We start from the raw sequence: 26,231 nt of genomic DNA, 5'->3' as shown, positions 1-26,231 counted from the left end.
AAATTTGAATATACAGGATAATGCTAAAGTTTACCTTAAGTTAGTAGCTATATTCTTATAATAAAAACATGAAACAGTGTGTCTATCATTAATATTAAACTGTCGCAAATTATTGGTACAATCATCAAAAGCTAATTTGCAACGATTATAAAATTTGCAGCCTTTTAACGGCAAAGCAGAAATATTTGGTCCAGAATAAGTTTTGTAAAATTTGGATTCGTTAGAAGTAAAAGTAACAGCGTCAAGTAACAACCAAGTGTATGGATGAAGTGGATTATGTAACACTTCATCAATATCCCCATATTCTACGATATTACCTGCAAACATTATTCCGATCTTGTCACCTATAAATCTAGAAGTAGCTAGATCATGAGTTATATAAATAATAGAAATATTCAGAGATTTTCTCAAATCATTTAGTAATGATAGAATTTCGGCTCTAACTGAAATATCCAGCATAGAAACTGGTTCGTCGGCAATTATTAACTTTGGGATCTTTACGATAGAGCGCGCTATAGAGACCCGTTGTCTTTGTCCCCCTGAAAGCATTGTAGGATATTTATCCAAAAATTCTTCTACTGGTTCCAATTTAGTTCTACGCAAGGCTATTATTACTTTTTCCATCTTTTCTTCTTTAGTTAGCCTTTTATCATGAATCTTGAGTGGTTCCATAACTATATCTTTGACTCTGAGATATGGATTAAGTGAACTATATGGATCCTGGTGGATCATTTGTATCATAGAATAGAAATCTTTTTTCTTTTTCAAATCTTGTATGTCATGACCTTCAAAATAGATCGTACCTCTATCGGGTGTTAGAGAGCCCATTATAAGCTTGGCCAAAGTTGTTTTTCCAGATCCAGATTCACCTGCAATAACCAGTACTTCTCCCAGACCTAGCTCCAATGAGATATTATTTATTACCTTTCGAAAGCGATCCGACTTTGAAAAAATATTGAATATATTTCTATGAACTGGAAATTGTTTATCTACATTGTTGAGCAATAGAAATGCAGCCATGATTGGGTTATTAGATTATGTAACATTTTAAAATATGCCCATCATCTCAAAAACTATGTATTTGATAACCATCTTTGAGATATTATTTATTGTACGTCATATTACATTGCAATAATCGAAACAAAAAAATTTACAACGTAGTAGTTATAAGAGTCTTGATTAATTTTCGCAATACTTTAGTCATAACCATATTTAAGACCATAAAAAGTAAAAATTCGGCATAATGAGAAGTCTTACATATTTTGCATTTTGATTTGACGTCCGATAAAACAATAGACATCAATTCTTTTTCATTTATCAGAATTTTTTTAATAACTTTATATATTTTTGGATATAATAAATTGATAATTTCCTCATTGTCTCTAGCAAATTTTACAAATGGATAATTTTCATAAACTAACATCTTTACATTAGCCTTATAATATTTTACCAACATCCCTTTAACCTCTTCCTTTCTCTGAATGCTTATCAAACCATTTTTTTTCAATATAGATATATGATGTCTCAATGTAGTCATTGCAATATCATACTTGGCTTTTTTTAACAAATCAAACAAATTGCGAGTCGATAGATTTCTATGATAAAGTAGATCTAAAATTTTTAATCTATGAGGATCGCTTAAACCTTTTGCGATCTTTTCGTTCATCATTATTGTAACCAAAGGTCTTTCACGAATAGATGCTTTATTCATATCAATTCTTTTTCTATTTCAATTTTATTAATCTTGGCTAACTTACGAGTATATTGTAATCTTTTATTAGATGTGTCTAGAAATAAACTTGATGGATTCGAACAGGTGTGTATTTTGTGAAATCACAAGGGGTAATATAAAGACCAGAAAAATATATGAAACAAAACATTCAATTGCAATTTTGGACGCATTTCCTCTAAAAGAGGGTCATTCGCTTATAATTTCTAAAACACACAGCCCTAAAATTCAAGATTTAAGTAGTGAAGCAAGTAATGATATTTTTAATACGCTCTACTTTTTGACCGAAAAAATTGAAAAAGCAATGGACTGTAGTTCATCTCTAATAAGCATCCATAACGGAAAAGATTCAGGGCAAGAGATTCCCCATTTCCATATTCACATTATTCCTGCTTCTTATTCAAATAGAAATAGGTCTATTCATTCGTTATTTGATAAAAAGGATATCCAAACAGATAAGATAGACGAGTATTGGAAAAAAATATCAAGAGAAGTAGGGTCCACTCAGTCGATCTAAGGAATATTAGACAATATTTCAGGTAATTCTGCTAAAGAATTTATTGTAAATAACGGTACTTCCTTCTCATTATTTGGTCTCTGAATTTTGTATAGAGAATTCATTGCACGAATAGTTTTCATCCCAAGTTCATTAGCTGGCATTATATCTATATCCAATCGATCTCCAACCATTATACATTTATCTATAGGTGAATTTGTAGATGCTAATGCCTCCCGAAATATTTTGTGATCCGGCTTTCTGAAACCAATGCTTTCGGACAAACATACCACTTCAAAATATTTATCTAAGCCAAATCTTTTTAGCAGATTTGCAGAGCCCGATGAATTATTACTTATTATACCTAAAGAATATTTTTTTGATAAAAACGGAATAATCTTAGGAACTTCATCGAACAATTTGATTAGTTCTCGCTTTTTATGCAACAAATCTTCCTTCAAAATACAATTAATCGTTGATTCATATCCCCTAGGAAGAGTCAGTTTGGACATTAGTGAGACCAACTCCAAAAATCCAAAGGTTCCAAATTTTCTATCTTGAATTAAATTATTTCTTAATGCAATATAGTTTATACGATCTATTCTTGCCCCATAACCGTTGAGAGTCTTAAACAATAGGTCATCAAAATAGGCCACAAAACTCCATTCATCAATTAAGGTCTGTCCCAAGTCAAAAAAGATGAATGACCTCACGCATCTTGTTTGGAATAACTGATTATTATCTTTTGGAGTTTTTTATCAGGCAAGTTAATCAATAACGTTATACTTCACATCTTCTCTCTTGTATCAAATATTATCAAATCTACTTTAGTTTTATTACTATATTACATTATTTTTGCAGATATATCTATAGTAATTTATAATTATTACAATCAATAGCTTATATACTAGAATAATGAAGATAAGTTGAAGATAAAATGGCACAAATGCCAGCACTAATTCCAAAAGAAGTAGAAATTCAAAGACTAAAAAAGATCTATTTGATGGTCATTATGCTAGGATCTATTGCTGCATCAGTCGAAGTAGACAACTTTGTTGATGGATCTCTTCACCAAACAGCAATCAGAGATAGTGCATTTACACCAGCACACTGGTGGTTGTACAGTCACTTTATTGCACTTCCCTTAGGCTGGGGATTTGTTGCAATGTATGACAGAAGAGTTCCAGTACTACGAGGACCAAACAACTCAATGAATACCGGTCTAAAGATCACCATTATCGGTTACTTGGCAACCATGTTTACCATAGGTATCAACGAAATGTGGCACTTTTGGTTCGTTGAAGAGATATTCTCAGTACCAAACCACTGGATGTTTAACATGGGTGTAGTAGTAGCATTTATGGGTGCTTTGGCCTATGTGGTCAGAGTATACGCACGTTTGGTGGAGCTTGGAGCTGAAACTCCTGCAAGAAATCCATACGTAGCAGAAATGTACAAACTAGCATTAGAAGGAAAGCTCTACAGCAGATCAATCCCATAAAATAATTTTTTTATTTTTTTAGTTTATGTTTTATGTTGTATTATAAATCCCATTTGATATATCAGGCTATGATTAGCTAAACAATTTATTGGTCCAAGGTTCCAACTTAGATAAATCTATTTGCTTTATCTTTACCCCAGCTTGTCTTAATATTTGAGTTCCATCTTCAGCATACCTAGTTAATATAACAACTCTATTGATTCCTACTGTAATTGCCATTTTGCTACATTCTATACAAGGCGAAAGTGTAGAGTACAAGGTGGCATTTTTTGTACTGCCAGCGTTTCCAAACATGACACACTGCATTATGGCATTAGCTTCCGCATGAACGCAAATACATCGCTCAAGGTCTTCGCCTGACTTTATGGTACCGTTAATTCGATCGGAACATCTTTTGCACCCACCCTCGTAGCAATTTGGGAAACCGGAGGGAGTGCCATTATAACCGGTTGATATTTGTCTATTATTCTTAACTATTACTGCACCTATTTGCCTAGTTAGGCAGTTTGCTCTAAGTCTAGCTAAAAATGCCTGAATCATAAAATAAGTGTCCCAATCCGGTCTATCAAAACCTGATACGGATAAATCCTTCATAAAAAATATAAAGACTCACTAATTAATATACAAAGATAGCAACAACTACAGTTCAGAGCTAGAAGGTTATCATCATTACTGTAAGAGAAACAGACATTATCAAATATAAAAATATTAAATTAGCGAATGTAAGTATTGTTTGGTCGATAAAGGAAAATAAAATAAAACGTATTAGTTTAATTACGATAAACTAACAGAAAATATTCAAAATAATAATTAAAATGTCGATTTTTTGAATCGATCGGAACTGGCATTAGATTCGCTATTTTTTATTATTTTTTACTTCCTCCTATTTTGAACATTTTCGTATTGCATACGCTACATATACCCTGCGTTGCAGGTCTCCCGTTTTTCATTGTTACCTGTTTTTCATCTTTCATTTCTCTTTTTGCTTTGCACTTGACACAATATCCTTCCATCTGATTAACCTTCTGCATGAGTAGATAAAATACATGTAGTATAAAATTATTGTTATAATTACCTAAAAAATTATACCTAAAATATTACTATTTGTCAAGATTACGATATTTTATATAAGTAATAATTCCAAAAAAAGGTGTTGAATGGAAAAGAAATACAGAGAGATATCTTAAAGTTAATTAGAGAACACCACGACTGGTTTAATAATTCAATCCCACTAATCGCAAGTGAAAATATCCCAAGTCCTGCCGTCCGAGAAGCAGTAGCATCGGATTTTGGAAATAGATATGCAGAAGGATGGCCTGGAGAGAGAGTCTATGCTGGATGTACGTATATAGATAAAGTTGAAAATATTTGTAATGATCTAGCAAGGGTGGTTTTTAAAGCAGAATTTGCAGATTGCAGAGCTACTTCAGGTGTTGTAGCAAATTTGGCCATTTATTCAGCTTTTTCAAATCCAGGAGATACTATGATAGCCTCTTCGATTCCCACAGGCGGTCATATTTCACACGGTAAAAAAGAGCACTCTGGCACAGCAGGACTTGTGCATGGTCTAATGATAGAGCATTTTCCATTCTCTAAAGAAAATATGACTATAGATGTAGAAGAAACTAAGAAGAAAATAAACAACATGATCAACGACGGGAGGCCGCCGAAAATAGCCATGTTCGGTGGAAGTCTCTTCTTGTTTCCACATCCCGTAAAAGAACTAGCAGAATTCCTTCATGAAAAAAATATTTATATAAATTATGATGGTGCACATGTTGCCGGCTTAATAGCAGGTGGTCAATTTCAAGATCCCTTACGAGAGGGTGCTGATTCGATGACCATGAGCTCTCATAAAACATTATGGGGGCCACAAGGAGGAATAATAGTTTCTGCGGAAAAATACGCGGAACCGATTAAAAAGGCTATTTTTCCAGGAAATACAAGTAGTCATCATTTACATCATGTAGCTGGCAAAGCTGTAGCACTAGCCGAATCTCTAGAATTTGGTCAAGATTATGCTAAACAAGTAATCAAAAATGCTAAGATGCTTGCTTATTCCCTGGCAAATTACGGATTTAAGGTTTTAGGAGAAAAGAGAGGCTATACTGAATCCCATCAGTTAGCTGTGGATGTTTCAAATTATGGAGACGGTGGAACCATCGAAAAAGAACTGGAAAGATGTAATATAATTTTAAACAGACAATTACTTCCTGGGGATATAAAAGAAGGTAGAAATTATCTTCATCCTAGTGGAGTTAGAATCGGTGTCCCGGAAGTAACCCGACTAGGTATGAAAGAAAATGAAATGCAAGAAATAGCGACATTTATCAAGAAAGTTGTTATCGATAAGCAAGATGTCTCTAAGGTTTTGCCAAAAGTAATAGAATTTAAAAAGGACTTTCAAAAAGTGCATTACGCATTCGATGATAAAACGTCAGCGTATCAATATATCCAGTTAGTAAATATCTAACAGTTATCAGCAAGTTGATACAATGGACAAAAGAATAGCACAACAAATGATTGACTCACCATAGTTTATATATAGAATCATCATTTTTGAAAAAAATTTACACATGGTTTATATAATATATAAGATCAAATACCACTGCGAAAAAATATGCCAATCGATCCAGATTTTCCAAAAAATCATCAGGTAATTGGAAAGATAAAAATGTCAGACGGTGAACATTTTCATTATTTATGGGGCCCAGGTTCACTAAAAGAAGCCGCAGAAAATTCAGAAGTTAAAGAAGCATTTGCAGCAAAGGGAGAAGAAGTGGGACCATTGGGTGTAAGTGGGACCATGGTAGCAGTCGACTGGGACTCATGTGTAGCAGATGGTGCATGTATTGAGGCCTGTCCAGTACAGGTATTTCAATGGTATAGAACTGAGCACGATGTACCAGCTAAGGAAGTTTCAAATTATGAATGGGAAGGTACTGGTTCTTCTGAAAAAGAAGAAAGGAAGGATTATACTGATAAGGCAGATCCAATTAGAGAACACGATTGCATCTGGTGTATGGCATGTGTATCAGTATGTCCACCTCAAGCAATAAAGGTAGATCAATCTGCATTAGAATTCCACGAGAAAGCATCAGGAACATTTAATGAAGAATTATCAAAAGGAAGTGCACCTCCGCCGCACGCACACTAAATATTATTTTTTTTAATCAAACAAACAACTAGTAAAATAATCACCAAATCATCCAAGCTTCTAGAGTTTTTGTGTATGAATACAAAATAAGCTTACACTCTGATGAAATATTAGTATTGTTTTGGCCAAGTAATTCTCCAATACTTTGTACAAAAATGATTAATGGAGATGAGAAAAGCTCTAATTTGTTCCAGTCATCACCACAACTTGCCAAAAGATAATCTACCTTATGATTATAAATCCTGGAAATCAATATACATACCTCCTCAGATTCATCATTCTCAATTTTATACTGTTGTAAAAGCGTTCTCAAATTTTCCAAATTTATGACAAGTGAATCAAAATAATGACTTTTAATTGATTTTGGTAAACGAGTCATATTATTTAGTTGATTCATTTTTAAGGAAAGCTTCTAATTTGCACTTTAAATAATTGTTGATCTTACTGCCATCTGCTTTGCCTCTTAAAACTGACATGCTCTTGCCCATAAGTATACCCATAGAATTAACGCCCCTTTCTCTTATGATATTGAGATTATCATTAAATATTTTATCCAACAGTGAATAAAGTTCTGTTTCATCCATTTTGGTTAAATTGAGTGAATCTATTGCTTCTTGTACTGATATGCTTTCTCCCTTCATTATTTTTTCAAAAATCAAGATAACTGATTCTTTTGCAACAAGTCCTTTTCCTAATCTATCAAAGATTTCAAGAATCATTTCGTCGGTTAGGAGGTTTTTATCAAGATTATTTCTTGAAAGACTCACGATATCCTCAGTAAGTTTTGATGCAACAAATGTAGGAGAAAGACTAAACATCGAAGAGGAAGAGGAGGAGGAAGAGGAGGAGGAAGAGGGATTAGCCTGAACTATAGTTTCAAATAATTCATAATAGTCAGAATCAAATATTTGTTCAGATAATTTCATATTTAAACCATATTTTTTCATAATTCGTTTGATCAATTCGTTCCATGGTAAAGGTATCTTGTCCTTTAACTTATCAATCAACTCTGGATCGATTGGAATTGGCATTATATCTGTTTCAGGATACATACGAGACGAACCTGGCCTAGGACGTGAGAAAATAGTAGTCCCATCTAATGTAGCTGAACGGGTTTCTGCAACCACACCGTATTTGAACTGAATTATTCGCTTAATTAATGGATCTATCAGATTATCAATCTTGTTCCTGTTACCTCCGATAATAATAAATGCATCATCGCTATCTTGAACAATATCAAGAGATTTCTTAATGTTCTCGATCTCAGAATTTGTGATTCCGTAATTAGGTAATTCATCTGAATGGAAGAGACCACCTAATCCAAAAAATCTAACGAATTCCCCTAACTCCTTTCCAATTCTAATATCCTTTACAGGTTCATACCCAACAAGTCCTGCAAATTTTTTCAAGCGAATACACTTAATAACAGGATCAGGAGTTTTCAGAATCTTCTTTATAACGTTAGATGATGAATTATTAAATAAAGATGTCACATCAACAATCTTATCTCCAATTAACGAATCCTCGATATTTCTACTACTAAATTCCTCTGCGATTTTAATCATACCAAACTGTCTTTTTGTTTCATAGTCCAATACTTTAACTAGTTGAGATAATTGCTGTACTCCCTTGACCTCTACAACTTGTCCTCCATTGACAGAAATATTCACGTCTTGTCTTATACTTCCGATCCCTCTTGTTACTCTTTTACTGCTTCGAAGTAATCTTCCCAGGGTGAGTGCCACATTTACAATTTCTGTAGGAGTACCAGAAATAGGTTCTAGTGCGATCTCTACGAGCGGGATTCCCAGTCGATCTAATCCATATTCTTTAAATTTTGGATTTGTAGTCGAAATTAATTTCGCGGCATCCTCCTCCAAGCAAATGCTTTGCACACCAACTTTTCTGAAATTTTCTACTTCCAGATAACCACCTGTAGATATCAACATCGTTCTCTGAAATCCACTAACATTTGAGCCATCAATAACCAGTTTTCTCATGACATGAATTTCATCAACTATATTAGATTTTAATGCTAAAGAAAAGAGCGATGCTGTTTCAAGTGCATCTTTGTTTACATCATGTGGGGGCTCTTCATCAGCTTCAACCAAGCAACTGTACCCAATTTTAGAATAATATTTGATAGAACTCATTTTAGCATGTTCAAATAAGGCAGCCCTATCAAAATCTCCCAATTCACTTTTAGTTGGTCTTAAGACACGAATAAAACTAAAATCATATGAATCATCTGAACCCTTGCTATCACAGCTACAAAATAATTTTGTTGGTGTATTTAGTTGTTGATGTATTTCGAATCCAACTTTGACATTCAATTTATCAAGGTCGAAACTCATCTCACTTACTCTCCTCTTCTTCCTACCTCTTGTACAGAAGAAACCAAAGGTAAAATATCAGAAAATTCTGCTGCATAATCGGACTTCATGATCTTGATGAAATCTTCAGTCCCTGTATTATTGCTCAAAGCCCACATGGCTTTTACCATAGCTGTCTCAGAGCTCATATTTGAAAGTGGGATAACACCCAACCCCAAAAGATCTCGACCCGTATCGTATACTGTCATCTGTACCCTACCGAAAATACACTGAGACGTCATAAAAACAAAAATACCTGAGTTGATCAATTTTAGTATATTTGAAAAACATTTCTTGTTTATATGACCGAGTCCAGTACCCTCTATGATTATGACTTTATAATCAAAGTTCAAAAACATTTCTAAAAATGATGGGGTAAAGCCGGGATAGAATTTTAAAAGAAATACTCGAGGGTCAAAAGCTGTTCTTGATATGAAAGGTTTTGAAGTATCCTTGTATTTTATTATTTTATTGTGCGACGGATAGTTATATCTTATTATGCCAGAATTTTCGATGAAAGCAAATGGAAGTGAATCGAGTGATTTAAATGCATCACGTTTGCTAGTATGATTTTTTCTTACTCGCGTACCTATATGGCATGCAATAATATCATCTGAAGTATTACTATGCATACAAACAAAAATTCCTGAATACTTTGCATCTTTTATGAATTTAATTGCACCAACTAGGTTACTAAACGCATCAGAGGAGGGTCTATCAGATGAGCGCTGAGAGCCAACCAAGATCACAGGTATAGGAATGTTCTTGAGTGCAAAGCTCAATGCAGAGGAGGTGTAATGCATAGTGTCGGTACCATGAGATACAATGATTCCATCATAATTTTCTTTAGTAACTGCACGAGATATTCGATCGGCCAATAATGACCAATGTCTTGGTTCTATATTCTCACTATATTCGTTAAACAAAAATTCGGGGTAAATAAGACCATATTCTGCTAATTCAGGAAAAACAGAATACAATTCTGATGCAGTCAAAAGCGATGTTACACCGCCTGTTCTGTAATCGATTTTGCTCGCTATAGTTCCACCTGTGCTAATAAGCAATATCCTAGGCAAGGATTTTGAATCTTCTTTTGTATCAAAGTGAAGATGATCATCTTCCTGAATAGTGCCGGATTTTGATGGCAGGTTTTGTGTTGATAATGATGTAGATGCAAAGAGTGACGCAGAAGTTTTAGAGGACGAAACGATAGATTCGTCTGTAATGTGTTTTATAGACGACTGATCATTATCATTACCGTTTTCTAAAGATATGATTTCAACGATATTCTTAACCTCTATACCAATATTGTATCCACTTTTTAATTTTAACACTATATATTTATCACTAAAAGTTTCATATCTAGGTAAAATAATTCCAAAAAATTCTTGTTTTTTAGTAACTATTTTTACATCATTACCGATTTTTACTTTAAATTTGTTCAAAAATTGTTGAGAATTCTTGCTATAGTGGGTTTTTCCATTATCACCATCTGAATAAGAATCTAAAGTATCAATTTTTTTTTCGGTCAATTATAGAAATAATGAAATAAGTCATAAAATATATAGTTAGACATATTGTAATGTAAAAAGTGATACTTTATTTATTTTGTAAACATTTTCCCAACATTCGGTGCGTCTGAGAATAATATACACAACTATATCCATACTCAATAATTCAGTTTTGTAAACAAAAGCTATTTAGATAATAATCAGATATTATCTGTATGAATCCATAATTAATGTTGTCTTGATCGTTTTCTTTTTCTCGAAAACACACATACGAAATCACCATTTAGATTTGTCGTCTTGTCTTCTGCAAAATGATAGCAAAGCCTAGTTGGTATATGACATCGTGAATATCGGAGAAGCATTGCCAGATCCCTATTTCAAGGATATAACCAAATCTGCATAAAACAGAAGTAATGGTCGCAATATTAAAAATATTAAAAAGCAACCTATCCTTCTTATACGCTCTAAATTACTAAAAGAGGTAACAACAAGGAGATTTTGGTGCTAAGTCTAGTATACCACAGAAGGGAATTAACTGATAGCTATTTAGCCATGTAGAGAAACATATATTGTGAGATACATCGAATAATACATTCCCCAATTGTACGGTGGTAACTATCTATCTTAAATGATGCGGGGTATTGAGTAAGCTCGTGTTGTTGGATAATTATAGAAAAAAGATTGGTTATAAATAGCAAAGGCAAAAATCAGATATGCTACCTCGTCCAAATTAAATTCTAATAATATATGTGCTATAATCTCATTTTATCTGATACTTTAACAGCACATTTAGTTATCATGGTTTATCTACCAGTATAGACTATGGTTACTATAGCGTGAGACCACTTTCAGATTTCATCTACAAAGTTCTATTCTACTAAGGACAGACATGAGCTATGTAAAGTCATCTTGAAGCGATTTTGATTCTATTAATTCTTGGATCTCCTCATTCATCTTCAAGAATCTAATCCCTTTTTCAGTTGTACGGTATTTACCATCAGGACCTAATGCCAGTAAGTTATTTTCTAATAAAATAGGTAGATATTCTCTGATCTGAGCATAAGAAAGAAATGCCTTGTACATTATTTTCGTTTTAGAAATGCCTCCATTAGCTGCGTTTAGAATATTAGATATTATTTCGGTCCTGTTCCGATATTTCACACAATAGTATAGAAGATTGTAATATATAACTTATATCGTTGATTATACTATATTAATATACTATATTGATTGTAATTGCTATGATACATATTCATACAGTTATTAGTAATTGAACACTATTGGAATTTAAGACTTGGTTATTGGTATAGATCAGTGCGAGGCTGTTATCTTTGATATCGATGGAGTATTGGTAGACGTCAGAAGATCGTATGATAAAGCTATAATCAAAACAGTTCAGATAATTCTAAAAGATAGTTATGATATTGAAGTTGCAAATGAATTTCCCTTTGAGAAATTCATTTCAAAATTGCGGAACACAGGCGGTTTTAATAATGACATTGATACTGCTTATGCGATTATTTTGATCATATTGCACTGTATTCTGATAAATAAAATGAATATACAACAAACTTTAGTTAGTTTTGATAAGATAATAGAAGGACTCGACGATAAAGGCACGAATTCGGTAGAAAAGGAACTAGAGAAGACGGGCAACATGCGTGCTTTAATAAATGAATTAGGTTATCCAAGCAACGGAGGGAAGGATAAAAACGAAAACCTGATATCTACGTGCTTTAATGAAATTTTTTACGGGCCGGATCTCTTTAAAAGACAATTCAGCAGAGAACCAAGATATTATATTGAACAACCATTAATTAGAAATGATATACTAATAATAAAAGAAGAATCAATCAAAAAACTCTCACAAAGATTCGATGGGAATTTAGGGTTGATATCCGGTAGAAGCAAGGTTGCCTCTTATTTTACTTTAGGCGATCTTATCAAATATTTTAAAGAAGCTGCTTGCATATTTTTGGAGGATGAAAAAAGGGAATTTTCAAAACCAAATCCATTTTCTCTCCACAAAGTATTGGATAATTTAAGAGTAAAAAGTGCGTTGTACGTAGGCGATTCTGTCGCGGATCTCTTGATGGTTAAAAATTTCAATAGTCAAGTAAAAAATAAGAGGGTGTATTTCTGTGGAGTATATGGAGAAGGATCTAAAAACAATCACAGTGTTGGCATCGCTACCGACACAAATGATAAAATCAACGGAAACAACTTGTATAAAATTAAAAAGGAAATATTAAAGTCAAAAAAAGCTGATTTGATTATAGAAAATGTTAATGATTTACCAAATATATTAAATATTACAAAAAATTAAATGCAAATAGTGATTATAAAGGATCATCAGCGCACGGGTGTGATAGAGAGAAAGACGAAGGAAACAAGCATCGTCGTTAAGATTGATTTAGATGGAAAAGGAATTTCAAAAATAAGCACTGGAATTGATTTCTTAGATCACCTAATAATCTCGTTTTCAAAGCATAGCAAAATTGATCTTCAATTAACCGCCAAAAGCGAGGACGGTATTAGGCATCACTTAATAGAAGATACAGGAATCGTACTGGGTCAAGCTGTAAATAAGGCACTTGGTAAAAGAGAGAACATCAACCGTTTCGGAAATGCTACAATTCCCATGGACGAATCAGTTTCAAGCGCTGCTGTCGATCTGATAAAGAGACAATTTAGTCATCTCGAGTTAAAATTAGAAAGAGAAAATATAGAGGGCATATCACAAGAAGATATTATTCATTTTTTTCAATCATTTATTGGGAATTTGAATTGCTGTATGCATATTATTGTACATTATGGTATAAATGATCATCACAAGATTGAATCTGCTATAAAAGCAACCGCGGTAGCATTGAAAAGCGCAATCAAAATAGATCCAGATCATGAAGGAGGACTTCCAACTACCAAAGGTATGATGTAACATATGATAAAAGTATCAATATTCGATTATGGTGCTGGAAATATTTTTAGTTTGAAATCGTCTTTACAAAGAAATGGAGCAGATGAGGTAAAGATAACAAATTATCTCGATTTTGATAGTATATCCGATGAGATAGATGGGATAATATTACCCGGAGTTGGAAATTTTGACCCTGCAATCATATCAATAAATAAATGTAGAGCAGGGTTTTCAAAGATTATAGAAAAAAATATACCCGTTTTGGGCATATGCCTAGGAATGGAGATGTTATTTGAGAAGAGCGAGGAGGGAAAGTTAGCTGGATTAGACATAATAAAAGGAGAAGTACTATCTCTACCAAAGAATTTGGTAAAAATTCCACATATAGGATGGAATTGTTTGGAGATAACAGAGAAAGATAGTAAATTATTTGAGGGAGTATCTAATGGATCATGGGTTTATTTTGTACATTCTTATTATACAACACCCAAGGATAGTGACATTATAACGTCGACATCAAATTATGGGATAAATATCCCTGCTTCAATAGAAGTTAATAATATATATTGTACCCAATTTCACCCCGAGAAATCAAGCACAACAGGGGAAAGAATGATAAAAAATTTTGTAAAAATTTGTAAAAGATCAAAATGAAAAGTATCGCAGCAATTGATTTATTGGACGGTCAAGTAGTCAGGCTAGTTAATGGCAAACTCGAAAACAAAACTATATATTACAATGATCCTTTAGCGGTCGCAAAAAGATGGGAATCTGAAGGCGTTGATATGTTGCACCTGGTCGATTTAAATGCAACATTGAATACTGGTAAGAATAACATCGAATTGATATTAAAAATAATAGAATCTGTAAATATTCCAGTCCAGGTGGCTGGCGGAATTAGGACTATAAATAGTATAAATAGGTTCTTGGATATTAAAAAGCCAATTAAAGTTGTTATTGGAACATTTGCCTTTAAGCAACCTGAAATGATACAGAAAATCTCTAAAAAGAGACTTGGTCAGATTATAATATCTGTCGATCATAATAAGGAAAATGTCATGATCTCTGGATGGAAAGAATTTTCTGGCATAAAATTATTTGATGCAATAAGATTTTACAAAGAATTAGGAATCAAAGAGTTCTTGTTAACTAATATAGACAAAGATGGCACATTGGGGGGGCCAGACATAGAAACATTAGTTAAAATACACAATGCTTTCAAGGATATAAAAATTGTTTCTAGTGGAGGGGTTAGTAATATTATCGATATTCTAAAGTTAAGGAATGTTAATTGTTATGCTGTAATATTAGGAAAAGCGTTGTATGACAACAAGCTGAAAATAGAACATGTCCAAGAATTGATCTGATATGGCAGTAGCAAAAAGAATCATACCCTGTTTGGATGTAAATAAAGGCAGGGTCGTAAAAGGCATTAATTTCAAAGAGTTAAAAGATGCTGGCGATCCAGTTAAGCTAGCTAAGCAATATAGTGATGAAGGAGCAGACGAATTAATTTTCCTAGATATTACTGCTGCAGAAGAACACCGTAAAACTATGAAAGACATTGTAAAGAACGTAGCAAGTGTGATTAATATTCCGTTTACCGTAGGAGGCGGGATCAAGACTTTAGAGGACGCACGTGATATGTTACTAAGCGGTGCTGACAGAGTATCGATTAACACCGCAGCAGTAGTAAACCCTGAATTGATTCGAGAACTAATGAATATTTTCGGAAAACAATGTATAGTAGTAGCCATGGATGTAAAGAGAACTTTTGATAAAAAAGGAAAACACATGTTTTCCAAGGACGGAAAAGATTACTGGTTTGAAATACAAATTTTTGGTGGAAAGAAACCCACAGGAATCGATGCCATAGAATGGGCAAAAAAAGTAGAAAAATTAGGAGCGGGAGAGATACTCTTGACAAGTATCGATACAGACGGGACAGAAAATGGATATGATATAGAATTGACTAATGCGATCTGTAGTAAAATAAATATTCCAGTTATTGCATCAGGAGGTTGCGGTTCAGTTGACGACATATTAAAGGTATACAAAAACACACAAGCCGACGCTGCATTAGCCGCTTCACTGTTTCATTTCAATAAGGCAAAATTAAGGGAAGTTAAAAGGTATCTGACATTAAACGAGATCTTGGTAAGACCACCATAAAAATAAGAGGAAAAAGAGAAGGAAATTTTGACAAATTACGCATCCCTAACAACAATAGAGTAATAGATGTACAGAAAGATAGATGATATTATTTATAGTGTTTTGATAATATCAAAAGTCGAGAACTCATTTTTGTATTCTTCGTAGATAATTTCAACATCTTCTACGTAGGCGCCTACAGGACCTTCTTTACACCAAGCTAACATTTTTTCAATATTGATTTTAGAACCTTCCATGATCGCTTCTACTCGTCCGTCTGACAAATTTCTAACCCAGCCGAAAATACCTAGTTCTTGGGCTTTTTGCAGTGTGTTTTGACGATAATAAACTCCCTGAACTTTTCCTCTAACAAAAATATGAACTCTAATCTCTTCTGTCAAATAAGATTATCAGCACCACAAACCATATATAGTATGCGACATTTATTCACAATAAAAATTAAGGAATTAAGCCGCCTTCTTCTATATATAGATCATTAAAAGAAGTACCTTTTCGTATTAATTTTATGCTACCATCGCATGTCTTCATGAGAACTGGCGGTTTGGTCTGACAATGAAACGGCATATTAAAAACTAAAGAATAGGCTCCTACATTGTAGAACAAAATATAATTCCCTATATTTGCATACGATAAATCAGATACTTTTGATGTATGAAAAACATCAAAAGTATCACATAATCGTCCTGCAAGGTGAATATTTTTTCCAGTATACTGTTTATTACGATCTGAAAGGTAAAGGTGATTATTGTTACTCTTATTTAATACTACTTCTTGTGGATATTCTTGCTTGAGAAGAGCAGCATCCAATAACAAATGATAACCTGTATCCAGAATTACGATCTTGTGATCACTATATTCTTTAGTATTGACAATTTTTGAAATCATTAAAGAAGATTCTGCTACAAGGAACCTACCGCTTTCTATCATTAGGGTAAACTTACCATGATAAGATACCAATTCATTCAGTTTATCTAAATACACAGACGCCATTTCCTGTGGAGTAGGAACTGGTTCATTATAGAAAACCGGAGTTCCACCTCCAATATCCAACGTCCTAAGTGAAAAATTAGAAATCTCTTTTTTAAGTTTATTCAAAAGAGAGTTTAATCTTTCCAATGCATTGATATAACATACAAAGTTTGTAATTTGAGATCCCAGGTGAAAATGAAACCCCTCAAACTCGAGCATCGGATCACGAAAAATTGATTTAACAATATAATAAGCCGAATCAACCTTTCCACCATTTAAGGGAACTCCGAACTTGCCATTTTTGTACGATGCACGTACTTCAGCTTTAACCCCCACTTCAGGATTTATGCGCACCATTACTTTGGGAATCAAACCAACAATATTTGCAGCTTGTGATAGATTAATCAAGCCAAAGTATGAGCTAACAACAACTCTCTTAATACCGTATGATAATACCTGTTTATATTCTTCTAATTCTTCCGTTACACTAGTATAGATAATATTATCGGGATTAATTTTTAATTCTCTAACAAAGAATAATTCGCCAAGTGATGTAAGATCGAATGTAATATTATCCTTGATGAATGTTTTAAGAATAGACGGATTAAAGTTAGCTTTAATTGAATATGCGATCCTTACATCTCGGCCTTGAAATTTTTCATATGCATTCTTAAGTTCTAAAACTTTTTCATGTAACGTTCCCTCATCAACTAAATATAAAGGAGTTCCGTACTCCTCGACTAACTGATTTATCTCCTCGTTTGTAATAAAACGATTTATTCTTGATAATGTTTTTTTGTTTTGAATAATCTGTACTACATTTTCAACCATTCTTTTTGTGAATTTTATTCAAAGAGATTTAACTTAAAAACATTGCCCCCAAAAATTATTTTTATTTTATCACTTATGTTAGATAATTTACATGAAGCGGTATGAAAATCAAACAAAAATTACAATAATACAGAATTTTTTAATCAATAAAAAAATAAAAGTCAGAGGAAAATGGAAAAATTATCTATAATAAGGAACTGTAACTTTTTCTCCTGATTTACTATCTCTCTGAGTTTTTATCTTCTTTACAGCATCCTCAAAATGCTTCATAGTTACATGTGCTTCTGACGCATGCTTTGCAGCATCTTCGGGATTACTATATTTTTGAAGATATTCATGTAAGACTAAAGATATGGCAGTATTTGCAACAGCAGACATATCTGCACCACTGAATCCATCAGTAAGTTCGGCAATTCTATCAAAATCGACCACCTCTGAGATGGGTTTTTGACTTGCATGAATTTCCAAAATCTTTTTCCTAGTAACCTTATCAGGTAACGGAACGTACACAATCTTATCAAACCTGCCAGGTCTTAATAAAGCTGGATCTATCATGTCTGAACGATTAGTTGCAGCAATAATTACTACACTGCTTAATTCTTGGATCCCATCCAATTCGGTTAAAAGTTGAGAAACAACTCTTTCGGTTACCATACTATCTCCACCTAGGCCTCTAATTGGAGCTATAGAGTCGATTTCATCAAAGAAAACAACACATGGTGCTGCCTGTCTTGCACGTCTAAAGATTTCTCTGATACCTCTTTCTGATTCTCCCACCCATTTTGACAATAACTCTGGTCCCTTAACACTGATAAAATTAGCTTCTGATTCGGTTGCTACAGCTTTAGCAAGCATGGTCTTTCCGGTACCAGATGGACCATGCATAAGAATTCCTTTAGGATTAGAGTGTCCTAACTTTGTATACAAGTCAGGATATCTTAACGGCCATTCTACAGCCTCTTGCAGCTCTCTTTTGACTTCATCCAGTCCACCGATATCAGTCCACTGTACATCTGGAGATTCGAGATATACTTCTCTCATAGCTGAGGGCATTACTTCCTTAATTGCATTTTCAAAATCGGCCATTGTAACAACCAATTTATTTAACACGTCAGGATTAATTTTCTCATCTTCAAGATTAAGTTCTGGTAGTAATCTACGTAAACACTTCATTGCAGCTTCTTTACAAAGGTATTCTAAATCGGCACCAACAAAACCATGGCTTACAGATGCAATCTTTTCTTGATTTACATCAGTATCCAAGGGCATATTTCTCGTGTGAATTTGTAAGATTTCTAACCTTCCACGTTTATCTGGAACTTTGATTTCAATTTCTCTATCAAATCTACCAGGTCTTCTTAAAGCTGGGTCAATAGCATTTGGTCTGTTTGTAGCAGCGATAACAATGACTTTACCTCTTGCTTCTAATCCATCCATTAATGATAGTAATTGAGATACAACTCTTCTCTCAACTTCTCCCGTTACTTCTTCACGCTTTGGAGTAATAGAGTCTATTTCATCTATAAACATGATAGACGGGGCCTTTTCTTTGGTTTCTTTGAATATTTCACGTAATCTTGCTTCCGATTCACCGTAGAATTTACTCATTATTTCTGGACCCGAGATACTCACAAAGTGAGCATTACTTTCATTTGCTACAGCCTTTGCCAGCAGTGTTTTACCAGTACCCGGCGGACCATATAGCAATACTCCCTTGGGTGCCTCTATACCCAATTTCTCAAATATTTCAGGATGTCTGAGTGGAAGTTCTATCATTTCTCGAACCTTCTGGGCTTCTTCCTTTAAACCTCCAATATCCTCGTAGGTTACTTGTGGCACTCCACGGAGCGTTTCTCCACGCTCAGCTATATGAAATACAGTTTTTTGTGTGACTAAAACAGCGTCAACACCAGGACCTGGGGTTACTCCTATTACTTGAAAAGTAAGTCTACCACCAAAGTATGGCACCATCACGTTATCACCTTTTATTAACGGTACACTTTCTAGAGCATCAGCGAGATATCGTTCGTCAATTGGTGGAATAGCTTCTAATGGTGCTACAATTACTTTTTCTGCAGGCACTGCTTTAATCTTTCGGACAATCACGGTGTCACCAATGGCTACACCAGCATTATTTCTGACCAGACCATCAACTCGTATGATACCCTTACCCTCATCTGAAGGATAAAGAGGCAAGCATTTTGCAACTGTTTTGCGTTTACCTCTTATTTCCACTACATCACCCGTAGAAGCGCTTAAAGCATCCATAGAATCATAATCGATTCTAGCAACACCACGACCTACATCTCGGGTATAGGCTTCAAGCACTTTTAGTGATATGGTGTTTTGGCTCATGATTACAATACATAACGTCATGACTCCTTATAACTTTATTATCTATGAAATGTGTAACTGTTCAAGATTATTCTTCAAAATAAAGGTATTTCGGATGAATGTGTTTAATTTCGTTATTACAACATAGACGAACATTCGGATCTTTGTCTTGATGAACAAGAATAAATTTAATAGCGGGGCTCTTAGATCGGTATATAGATTTAATTGGGAAAAAGGACGTTAGTACGAAGAAGAGGTAGAGGGGGCAAGCAATTCAGAGCAATCATAACTGGAAAAATAGCCCCCACTAAGTATCCTAATTTTGAAATCAATGAACTTCATAATGGCACAGTAATGGATTTAATTCATGAACGAGGAAGAGATGCACCAGTTGCTAAAATTAAATTTGATGACAATAATTATTCATATCTTCCGGCTACAGAAGGTACAGCTGTAGGAAATAAGATTGAGATGGGAAGAGGAGCTAAACCCAACCCTAAAAATATTCTTGACCTTGGTTCGATTCCTGATGGAACTGTAGTTTGTAATATAGAAAGAAACTATGGTGATGGTGGAAAAATGATTAAAGCCGCCGGATCATCAGCTATAGTGTTTTCACACTCATTTGATAGTGTAAAAGTAAAGTTCCCCTCGGGTAAGATTCTAGACATGAATCCAAGATGTCGTGCAATGATTGGAATCATTGCAGGAGGAGGCAAGGGAGAAAAACCATTCCTTAAAGCAGGAAATAAAGCTAAATACATGCAATCAAGAGGAAGACTATATCCTGTGGTTAGAGGAATCGCTCAAGCAGCTGTTTATCACCCACATGGTGGAGGAAGACACCAACATATTGGTCACCCATCATCTGTTGGAAGAAATACTCCACCTGGTGCTAAAGTAGGCAACATTTCACCAAGAAAGACAGGAAGAGCAAGAATAAAGAAGAGACAATAATAGCTAAGAATGCACGATCTGTCACGTTTAATTGACAGGATGGAGAGTGCATTAAACGCTAACGATTTTTTACGGTTGACCGCTTTAGAAGATTTGCACAAAAATGAAGGTGGCGATCCATTCAAAATCCTCATTGGTACGATTCTTTCCTCTAGAACAAGAGATGAAAACACAACAAAAGCAATAATAAGATTATTTAAAAGATTTAAGGGAGCTAAAGATATCTCAAAAGCAGATCCAGAAGATATTAAAGAGGAAATATCTTGTGTGGGTTTTTACAATGTCAAAGCAATTAGAATAAAAGAAGTTGCTAGAATTATAGAGGAGAAATTTCAAGGGAAAGTGCCAGATAATGAAGAAGAATTACTAAAACTACCTGGTGTTGGAAGAAAAACCGCCAATTGTGTATTGGTTTATGCTTTTCAAAAATCGGCTATACCTGTAGATACACATGTTCATAGGATCTCTAACAGATTGGGTCTTGTTAATACAAAAACACCCCAAGAAACAGAAAGAGAAATGACCAAGTATGTAGATAAAAAGTATTGGATTAAGCTAAATTCGACATTTGTAAGATACGGTCAAAATATTTGTCTACCGAAGAGACCTAAATGTAATCACTGTAACCTAACAAACATGTGCAAATATTATGCAGAGATGACGATAACGGAGGGAGAGGAGAGAGAGAGAGAGAGAGAGAGAGAGAGAGGAGGAGACGACAAAAGTAACAGAGGAATGAAGGAAAAGAATGAAAGGAGAGGAGAACAATACAAAAGCAATATTACTATTGAAAAAAGAATTCATTTACCACACATACGGTATTTTATTCTATTCGGAATATGTATTGCGAATTAAAAGCAGAATATCATTAACACTAAGTTCCTTGTTATGTACATTCATTCTAACGCCGTTTCTTCCAAATTAGCAGACCTATTACTATTCCACCAACACCAACTACCATTACTAAAGGCATAAAATATAATACTGATTGAGAATAGTCACCGCTAAGTACCTGAAATTCGATAGAACCACCATATGTAGAATCTGGACTCGAAGAGTCATCCTTTCCATAAACGCTAATAGATCCTACATCAAATCCTTCCATACCTAGTTTATCTAATACGATCCTTTTTCCATTGGTTACAGTCAATCCCTGGACGTTAGCATGAGATACCATTATCGGACCATCTGTAGACCATCCATCTTGGCTGTTCTCATACATCCTAATATATCCAGTTTCATTTGTGTTAACAGAAACGATAAATCTCTTTGATTGATCACCAAACAGCATCAATTCAACAAATTTTTCACTAGGAGGCCTTTCCTGAAGTTTTATGATGGTTTTTGAATCAGGACTATTATAGTAGCTAAGATTATTGAAGATCGAGACGATCCAATTACTTGACTTTGGTTCATCAAAAACATATTGTACTGGATTTCGCCTATCAGCGTTGGTATCGGTAAAAGGTATTACAAAATTTTCAGAATTATCAGTTTTAATTGTTTGAAAATTTTGGGTGTCATTGTTTGCCGACTGGGAAAAAGATAAATTTTGAAAAAAAATACTACTAACCAACACAATAGATAAAACTGCAATTAAAAGATAGCAGCAACGAGGATTATAAGATGAAAATATTTTTTCTAAATTCAAAATCACATTTATTTTCCGTAAATCGAATATATAATTGTAGAATTTATACAAATTCTTCGTCTACTGCTATTCTAATCAACAAACGGTTCTGGATATGATAATATGACTTTGGAAATTTCAGGACGCATTAGATGAGAGGGGGGTAATTCTCCAGAGGAAAACATTTTTCGCATCTTAGTTCCGCTTAATTCTTCTCTAAATTCCGATTCATGCGGACATGTACGCTCATTAACATAGCCTTGACACTTTTTACAAAAGTAAAAGGCCGGGAAAAATATGGGCTTTATTTCTAAATCAGGATAATCCTTAAAGATTTCGTGTGCGGCAAAAGGAGAATAATAGTTACCTACCCCTGCGTGATCTCTGCCGATAATGATATGAGAACAACCAAAATTTTGACGCATAATTGCATGATGAATAGCCTCACGGGGACCAGCATATTTCATTTCAGTATGTAATGTAGAAAATATGATCCTAGATTTGGGATAATAATTATCTATTAAAGTAACGTACGAATTCAGAATTACATCGTCCTTAAAATCGCCTTTCTTTTTTTTGCCTATTAAAGGATTTATGAATAAGCCATCAAAAATATTTAACGCAGCTTTTTGCAACATTTCATGAGCCACGTGAGGAACATTTCGTGTTTGAAAGGCAACAGTGTTTTCCCAGCCTTGATCTTGGATCATTTTCCTTGATTCTGATGGAGTTAAACGATATTTGTCACCCAAACTATTACCACCACCATTAGTATTATTACTAGTAATAAATGAAAAAGAAGAGGAAGAAGAGGAATTACCAGCACCAGAATCAGCGACAACAAACCTTACTTCTCCTCCAATTAGTTTATCCTTCATAGTTACAAACTTTTGGAAACCAGGATGCAGAGGATCATCTGTTTGAAAAACAGATTTTGCACTCGTTTTTTTGTCAAAGCTGTAGACATCTTCTATAGCCATGACTCCAAAGATTTGACTGTTGTTTTGTAAAGCAATTTGGCGGGAATCTTTGGCTTTTTTGGCCAATTCATCATCAGCATCCAATACGATAGGAATCGTCCAAGGCAAATCATTGGCAAGTCGGCCTTTATTTACAACGCTAAGAAAATCTTGTTCATTTAAGAATCCCTTCAAAGGACTAAATACGCCAAAACAAATATTTTCTATTTCCTTTCTTAGTCCTACATCTACATCTAATATAAAAAAATCCTTATCGATTTTAGATACATCTACAAAATTATTTGTTAAATTACCACCACCATGTGGCCTTGTAACTGGCATTTTAGTTTATAAAGCAAAAATAGGCTATTTCTTTCTTTTTTTCTTCTTTGATATTATTTACTTATTCCAATGCAAACCACATTCTTTATGAAAATCATTTTCCCACCACCATCTTCCAGCCCTCAAGTCTTCGCCTGGCTTTACTGCGCGTGTACATGGTGCACAACCTATACTTGGATATCCCTTGTCATGTAACTTGTTATACGGAATATTATTCTTTTTTACATAATCCCAAACCATATCATTGGTCCAATCTGCAATAGGGTTAATCTTTATAATGTTGTTATTTGATGCATCTAGTTCGACTTTCTTTATAGCGGATCGAGTAGACGTTTGATCTCGTCTTAACCCAGTAATCCATGCATCTAAAGTTTTAAGCATTCTCCCTAAAGGATTAACTTTGCGGACTCTACAACATAATTTTCTTTTTTCAACGCTATCGTACATGAGGTTGACTCCATTTTCTGTAACCATTTTTTCTACTTCTAAATAATCAGGAAATATGGTCTCGATAGATATAGAATATTTCTTTCTGATTTTGTCCATCACATCATAAGTTTCAGGATTAAGTCTACCTGTATCTAAAGTAAAGACTCGTGTTTTATCCCCAACAGCATTATACATTAAATCAATTACTACTACATCTTCTGCTCCAAAACTAGATGCCAAGGCGATTTTTGGAGCAAAAGTCTTGAGTGACAAAGACAAAATATCTTCTGCAGATTCTGTTTCAAAGATATCTGGATCTGAAGACAGTTGATTCATAAATTCGGCTTTTTTTTCAACAAGATCATTTGAATTGGAAGACAACATAATGCCCTATAATTATTAACGAGATAACTCATATAACATTATCTTATTCTTTGAAATATACATACCTATGAAATGACAACTAGTTTATTAGGGAGAGCATCTTAGTAAATAGAACTCGTGGTGAATTAATGGGTCTGAGTTTAGAAAAGTGGGAATTATATTCAGAATACAAAAATTTGGGCTTTGATCCGTTAAGATGGTTACCCGATTGTTCTAATGAGTTAAAACACGATATCATCGCTCAAGAACTTAAAAGGTCTAATTTAAGAATAAGAGCGCCAAGTTACTACTCTTATTTTCATTATCCAGAAAAAAAAGACGCAGAAATAATTAGAAGAATATATAAAGTTGATGAAGAATTCAGACACAAAGATTTAAAGACTAAAAAGGCCGTGACTATACTAAAGTACGATAAAAAAGTAGTCTATGACGATAATAATCTTATAGTTGATGAAATAAAGAAAATAGCAAGTGCAATTGATTCAAAAATTGAAATAGACAAATTGTCAATCATACCTACAAATACCAAAAAGGATTTCCATTTTATACTATTTGATCATATAAAGTCTCAAAGAGGGAATAAAACTGGTTATACTGTGGTTACTAATTCTAATACTCAAGCAACCGATGTCACTCAACCCATAAAATCTCCAATTCATATGGAAATTTCTCTAACAGAAGCTATCAATAATTTGAATCTTGTGGGGTGTACCAAAGATATAAAACTTTACCCTATTTATGACGCTCCAAACGATGAAATGCTTGATAAAATAAGGAGCAACATTGATACCTTTACAATAAAATATAACTATACATTTGAAGACTATAGTTCCTTGAAATTGGGAGGTCTTTTTTTTGGAACCACGGCTGTAGGCAATACTCATAAAGAATTACCAAACAAATATGAACTAGTAGAACAAGAAATGCAAATAATAATTACCGATAAAATGGGGTTATTGGCTTGTTTAGGATTATACATAATTACCACCCTTGATGAAGAAATAATCACAAAAAAATTGAATAGCTATGGGATAGATTTGAGCAAAGTATTCCAACTGAAGGATCTTGCTCTAAAAAATCTTTCTGAGCCAAAGTTATCGCTCGGAAGAACTATATCAAAGTACTTACCAGATTTTGGAAATCAATTTGATGCCAACTCTAATATCTTAGTAACACACCCGGTTTCAAAGAATGGCATTTCTTCGTTTAAAGAACTTTCACAATTATTAAACAAAGAAGTAATAATCGAACAACAACAAATACCTTATGTAGATAAAGATATCTCAACATTCTTGGCAAAAGAGCATTTAATATCTAATGTGAGCGCATCGACTTCTGATACCAACATGATAATTGTGTCCAAGGATCTTGCTGCAAGCATAATGGAAGAGTTAGCCAAGCATAAGTTCAATCCAACCATAATTGGTAAAATTGGAAAGCCAGGTAAATCTACGGTTCATCTTCACAATAATAGCAATAATAATAATGGATAGCAAAGTACAGGAAAGTAATATTAATGTAGTACACCTGTAGCAGATCCT

26 protein-coding genes and 1 pseudogene are annotated in these 26,231 nt (G+C 33.9%); 12 read left to right on the top strand and 15 right to left on the bottom strand.

The annotated features are described in order from the left end of the window. Window positions 1–30: 30 nt before the first annotated feature. Together NFRAN_RS07460 and NFRAN_RS07455 are read right to left on the bottom strand one after the other, a co-directional pair. Window positions 31–1,020, bottom strand: coding sequence for an ABC transporter ATP-binding protein (locus NFRAN_RS07460; protein ID WP_134484308.1), 990 nt, complete (start codon window positions 1,018–1,020; stop codon window positions 31–33). A gap of 130 nt (window positions 1,021–1,150) precedes the next feature. After that, window positions 1,151–1,711 carry an ArsR/SmtB family transcription factor gene (locus NFRAN_RS07455; protein WP_134484306.1) on the bottom strand — a complete coding sequence of 187 codons (561 nt, stop codon included), beginning with the start codon at window positions 1,709–1,711 and terminating at the stop codon, window positions 1,151–1,153. Between the two features lie 91 nt (window positions 1,712–1,802). Between NFRAN_RS07455 and NFRAN_RS07450 the strand changes: the two genes are divergently transcribed. Continuing rightward, window positions 1,803–2,246: an HIT family protein gene (locus NFRAN_RS07450; RefSeq protein WP_172602202.1), complete on the top strand. Its 444-nt coding sequence runs from the start codon at window positions 1,803–1,805 to the stop codon at window positions 2,244–2,246. Here the strand turns inward: NFRAN_RS07450 and NFRAN_RS07445 are convergent. Next, a complete protein-coding gene (locus tag NFRAN_RS07445) occupies window positions 2,243–2,938 on the bottom strand; it encodes an HAD family hydrolase (protein ID WP_134484302.1) in 696 nt (231 codons plus the stop codon). The genes NFRAN_RS07450 and NFRAN_RS07445 overlap by 4 nt on opposite strands. 224 nt (window positions 2,939–3,162) lie before the next feature. Between NFRAN_RS07445 and NFRAN_RS07440 the strand changes: the two genes are divergently transcribed. Further along, the gene (locus tag NFRAN_RS07440; RefSeq protein ID WP_134482850.1) at window positions 3,163–3,726 is read left to right on the top strand and encodes a methane monooxygenase/ammonia monooxygenase subunit C; all 564 of its coding nucleotides are present in this window, start codon (window positions 3,163–3,165) and stop codon (window positions 3,724–3,726) included. A 72-nt stretch (window positions 3,727–3,798) separates the two neighbouring features. On the opposite strand, the gene NFRAN_RS07435 is transcribed toward NFRAN_RS07440, so the two are convergent. Together NFRAN_RS07435 and NFRAN_RS13790 are read right to left on the bottom strand one after the other, a co-directional pair. After that, complete coding sequence (locus NFRAN_RS07435; RefSeq protein ID WP_134484300.1) at window positions 3,799–4,320, bottom strand: deoxycytidylate deaminase; 522 nt, start codon at window positions 4,318–4,320, stop codon at window positions 3,799–3,801. A gap of 272 nt (window positions 4,321–4,592) precedes the next feature. Next, on the bottom strand, window positions 4,593–4,739 hold the full coding sequence (locus tag NFRAN_RS13790; RefSeq protein ID WP_415311664.1) for a DUF5679 domain-containing protein: 147 nt from the start codon (window positions 4,737–4,739) through the stop codon (window positions 4,593–4,595). 140 nt (window positions 4,740–4,879) lie between these two features. Between NFRAN_RS13790 and glyA the strand changes: the two genes are divergently transcribed. Both glyA and NFRAN_RS07425 read left to right on the top strand, forming a co-directional pair. Beyond that, a complete protein-coding gene (gene glyA / locus NFRAN_RS07430) occupies window positions 4,880–6,199 on the top strand; it encodes a serine hydroxymethyltransferase (RefSeq protein ID WP_134485744.1) in 1,320 nt (439 codons plus the stop codon). A 147-nt stretch (window positions 6,200–6,346) separates the two neighbouring features. Further along, complete coding sequence (locus NFRAN_RS07425) at window positions 6,347–6,883, top strand: 4Fe-4S dicluster domain-containing protein (protein WP_134484298.1); 537 nt, start codon at window positions 6,347–6,349, stop codon at window positions 6,881–6,883. Between the two features lie 40 nt (window positions 6,884–6,923). On the opposite strand, the gene NFRAN_RS07420 is transcribed toward NFRAN_RS07425, so the two are convergent. The 4 genes from NFRAN_RS07420 to NFRAN_RS07405 all read right to left on the bottom strand — a co-directional run bounded on the left by NFRAN_RS07420 (window position 6,924) and on the right by NFRAN_RS07405 (window position 11,927). Continuing rightward, window positions 6,924–7,280 carry a hypothetical protein gene (locus NFRAN_RS07420; RefSeq protein WP_134484296.1) on the bottom strand — a complete coding sequence of 119 codons (357 nt, stop codon included), beginning with the start codon at window positions 7,278–7,280 and terminating at the stop codon, window positions 6,924–6,926. Next, window positions 7,264–9,237: a Glu-tRNA(Gln) amidotransferase subunit GatE gene (gatE, locus tag NFRAN_RS07415; RefSeq protein WP_134484294.1), complete on the bottom strand. Its 1,974-nt coding sequence runs from the start codon at window positions 9,235–9,237 to the stop codon at window positions 7,264–7,266. The genes NFRAN_RS07420 and gatE overlap by 17 nt, the downstream gene beginning before the upstream one ends. A 5-nt stretch (window positions 9,238–9,242) precedes the next feature. Continuing rightward, window positions 9,243–10,787, bottom strand: a complete 1,545-nt coding sequence (gatD, locus tag NFRAN_RS07410; protein WP_134484292.1) for a Glu-tRNA(Gln) amidotransferase subunit GatD — start codon at window positions 10,785–10,787, stop codon at window positions 9,243–9,245. An 873-nt stretch (window positions 10,788–11,660) separates the two neighbouring features. Continuing rightward, on the bottom strand, window positions 11,661–11,927 hold the full coding sequence (locus tag NFRAN_RS07405; RefSeq protein ID WP_134484290.1) for a winged helix-turn-helix domain-containing protein: 267 nt from the start codon (window positions 11,925–11,927) through the stop codon (window positions 11,661–11,663). Between the two features lie 133 nt (window positions 11,928–12,060). Here NFRAN_RS07405 and NFRAN_RS07400 point away from each other — a divergent pair, with 133 nt between their 5' ends. The 5 genes from NFRAN_RS07400 to hisF are packed head-to-tail and all read left to right on the top strand — an operon-like array spanning window position 12,061 to window position 15,855. Beyond that, window positions 12,061–13,092 (top strand): HAD family hydrolase, encoded by a 1,032-nt coding sequence (locus tag NFRAN_RS07400; RefSeq protein WP_134484288.1) that lies wholly within the window; start codon window positions 12,061–12,063, stop codon window positions 13,090–13,092. Beyond that, a complete protein-coding gene (locus NFRAN_RS07395) occupies window positions 13,093–13,704 on the top strand; it encodes an imidazoleglycerol-phosphate dehydratase (protein ID WP_134484286.1) in 612 nt (203 codons plus the stop codon). Window positions 13,705–13,707: 3 nt separating this feature from the next. After that, window positions 13,708–14,337 carry an imidazole glycerol phosphate synthase subunit HisH gene (gene hisH / locus NFRAN_RS07390; RefSeq protein ID WP_134484284.1) on the top strand — a complete coding sequence of 210 codons (630 nt, stop codon included), beginning with the start codon at window positions 13,708–13,710 and terminating at the stop codon, window positions 14,335–14,337. Continuing rightward, window positions 14,334–15,050 (top strand): 1-(5-phosphoribosyl)-5-[(5-phosphoribosylamino)methylideneamino]imidazole-4-carboxamide isomerase, encoded by a 717-nt coding sequence (gene hisA, locus NFRAN_RS07385; protein ID WP_134484282.1) that lies wholly within the window; start codon window positions 14,334–14,336, stop codon window positions 15,048–15,050. Before hisH ends, hisA begins: the two co-directional genes overlap by 4 nt. A 1-nt stretch (window position 15,051) precedes the next feature. Continuing rightward, complete coding sequence (gene hisF, locus NFRAN_RS07380) at window positions 15,052–15,855, top strand: imidazole glycerol phosphate synthase subunit HisF (protein WP_134484280.1); 804 nt, start codon at window positions 15,052–15,054, stop codon at window positions 15,853–15,855. Between the two features lie 92 nt (window positions 15,856–15,947). On the opposite strand, the gene NFRAN_RS07375 is transcribed toward hisF, so the two are convergent. From NFRAN_RS07375 to NFRAN_RS07365, 3 genes are all read right to left on the bottom strand, one after another. Beyond that, window positions 15,948–16,235 carry an acylphosphatase gene (locus NFRAN_RS07375; protein ID WP_134484278.1) on the bottom strand — a complete coding sequence of 96 codons (288 nt, stop codon included), beginning with the start codon at window positions 16,233–16,235 and terminating at the stop codon, window positions 15,948–15,950. Window positions 16,236–16,293: 58 nt separating this feature from the next. Further along, entirely contained in the window at window positions 16,294–17,655 is a 1,362-nt protein-coding gene (locus tag NFRAN_RS07370; RefSeq protein WP_134484276.1) for a diaminopimelate decarboxylase family protein, read from the bottom strand. Window positions 17,656–17,835: 180 nt separating this feature from the next. Continuing rightward, window positions 17,836–20,010, bottom strand: a complete 2,175-nt coding sequence (locus NFRAN_RS07365) for a CDC48 family AAA ATPase (protein WP_134484274.1) — start codon at window positions 20,008–20,010, stop codon at window positions 17,836–17,838. A gap of 204 nt (window positions 20,011–20,214) precedes the next feature. On the opposite strand from NFRAN_RS07365, the gene NFRAN_RS07360 reads away from it, so the two are divergent. Together NFRAN_RS07360 and NFRAN_RS07355 are read left to right on the top strand one after the other, a co-directional pair. Further along, window positions 20,215–20,946, top strand: coding sequence for a 50S ribosomal protein L2 (locus tag NFRAN_RS07360; protein ID WP_134484273.1), 732 nt, complete (start codon window positions 20,215–20,217; stop codon window positions 20,944–20,946). Window positions 20,947–20,985: 39 nt separating this feature from the next. Next, window positions 20,986–21,594 (top strand): annotated as a pseudogene (locus tag NFRAN_RS07355) (endonuclease III domain-containing protein); the annotation flags it as partial. Between the two features lie 253 nt (window positions 21,595–21,847). Here NFRAN_RS07355 and NFRAN_RS07350 read toward each other — a convergent pair. From NFRAN_RS07350 to NFRAN_RS07340, 3 genes are all read right to left on the bottom strand, one after another. Beyond that, window positions 21,848–22,597: a hypothetical protein gene (locus NFRAN_RS07350; RefSeq protein ID WP_134484271.1), complete on the bottom strand. Its 750-nt coding sequence runs from the start codon at window positions 22,595–22,597 to the stop codon at window positions 21,848–21,850. Between the two features lie 71 nt (window positions 22,598–22,668). Beyond that, window positions 22,669–23,877, bottom strand: coding sequence for a sulfate adenylyltransferase (locus NFRAN_RS07345; RefSeq protein WP_134484269.1), 1,209 nt, complete (start codon window positions 23,875–23,877; stop codon window positions 22,669–22,671). 57 nt (window positions 23,878–23,934) lie between these two features. Further along, the gene (locus NFRAN_RS07340) at window positions 23,935–24,642 is read right to left on the bottom strand and encodes a phosphoadenylyl-sulfate reductase (protein WP_134485740.1); all 708 of its coding nucleotides are present in this window, start codon (window positions 24,640–24,642) and stop codon (window positions 23,935–23,937) included. Between the two features lie 176 nt (window positions 24,643–24,818). Between NFRAN_RS07340 and NFRAN_RS07335 the strand changes: the two genes are divergently transcribed. Next, on the top strand, window positions 24,819–26,183 hold the full coding sequence (locus NFRAN_RS07335) for a hypothetical protein (protein ID WP_134484267.1): 1,365 nt from the start codon (window positions 24,819–24,821) through the stop codon (window positions 26,181–26,183). Window positions 26,184–26,231 lie beyond the last annotated feature (48 nt).

The sequence above is a fragment of the Candidatus Nitrosocosmicus franklandus genome (assembly GCF_900696045.1).
Classification (GTDB): domain Archaea; phylum Thermoproteota; class Nitrososphaeria; order Nitrososphaerales; family Nitrososphaeraceae; genus Nitrosocosmicus; species Nitrosocosmicus franklandus_A.
The sequence above is the reverse complement of the archived record's forward strand: the minus strand, read 5'-3'. Positions and strand labels throughout refer to the sequence as shown.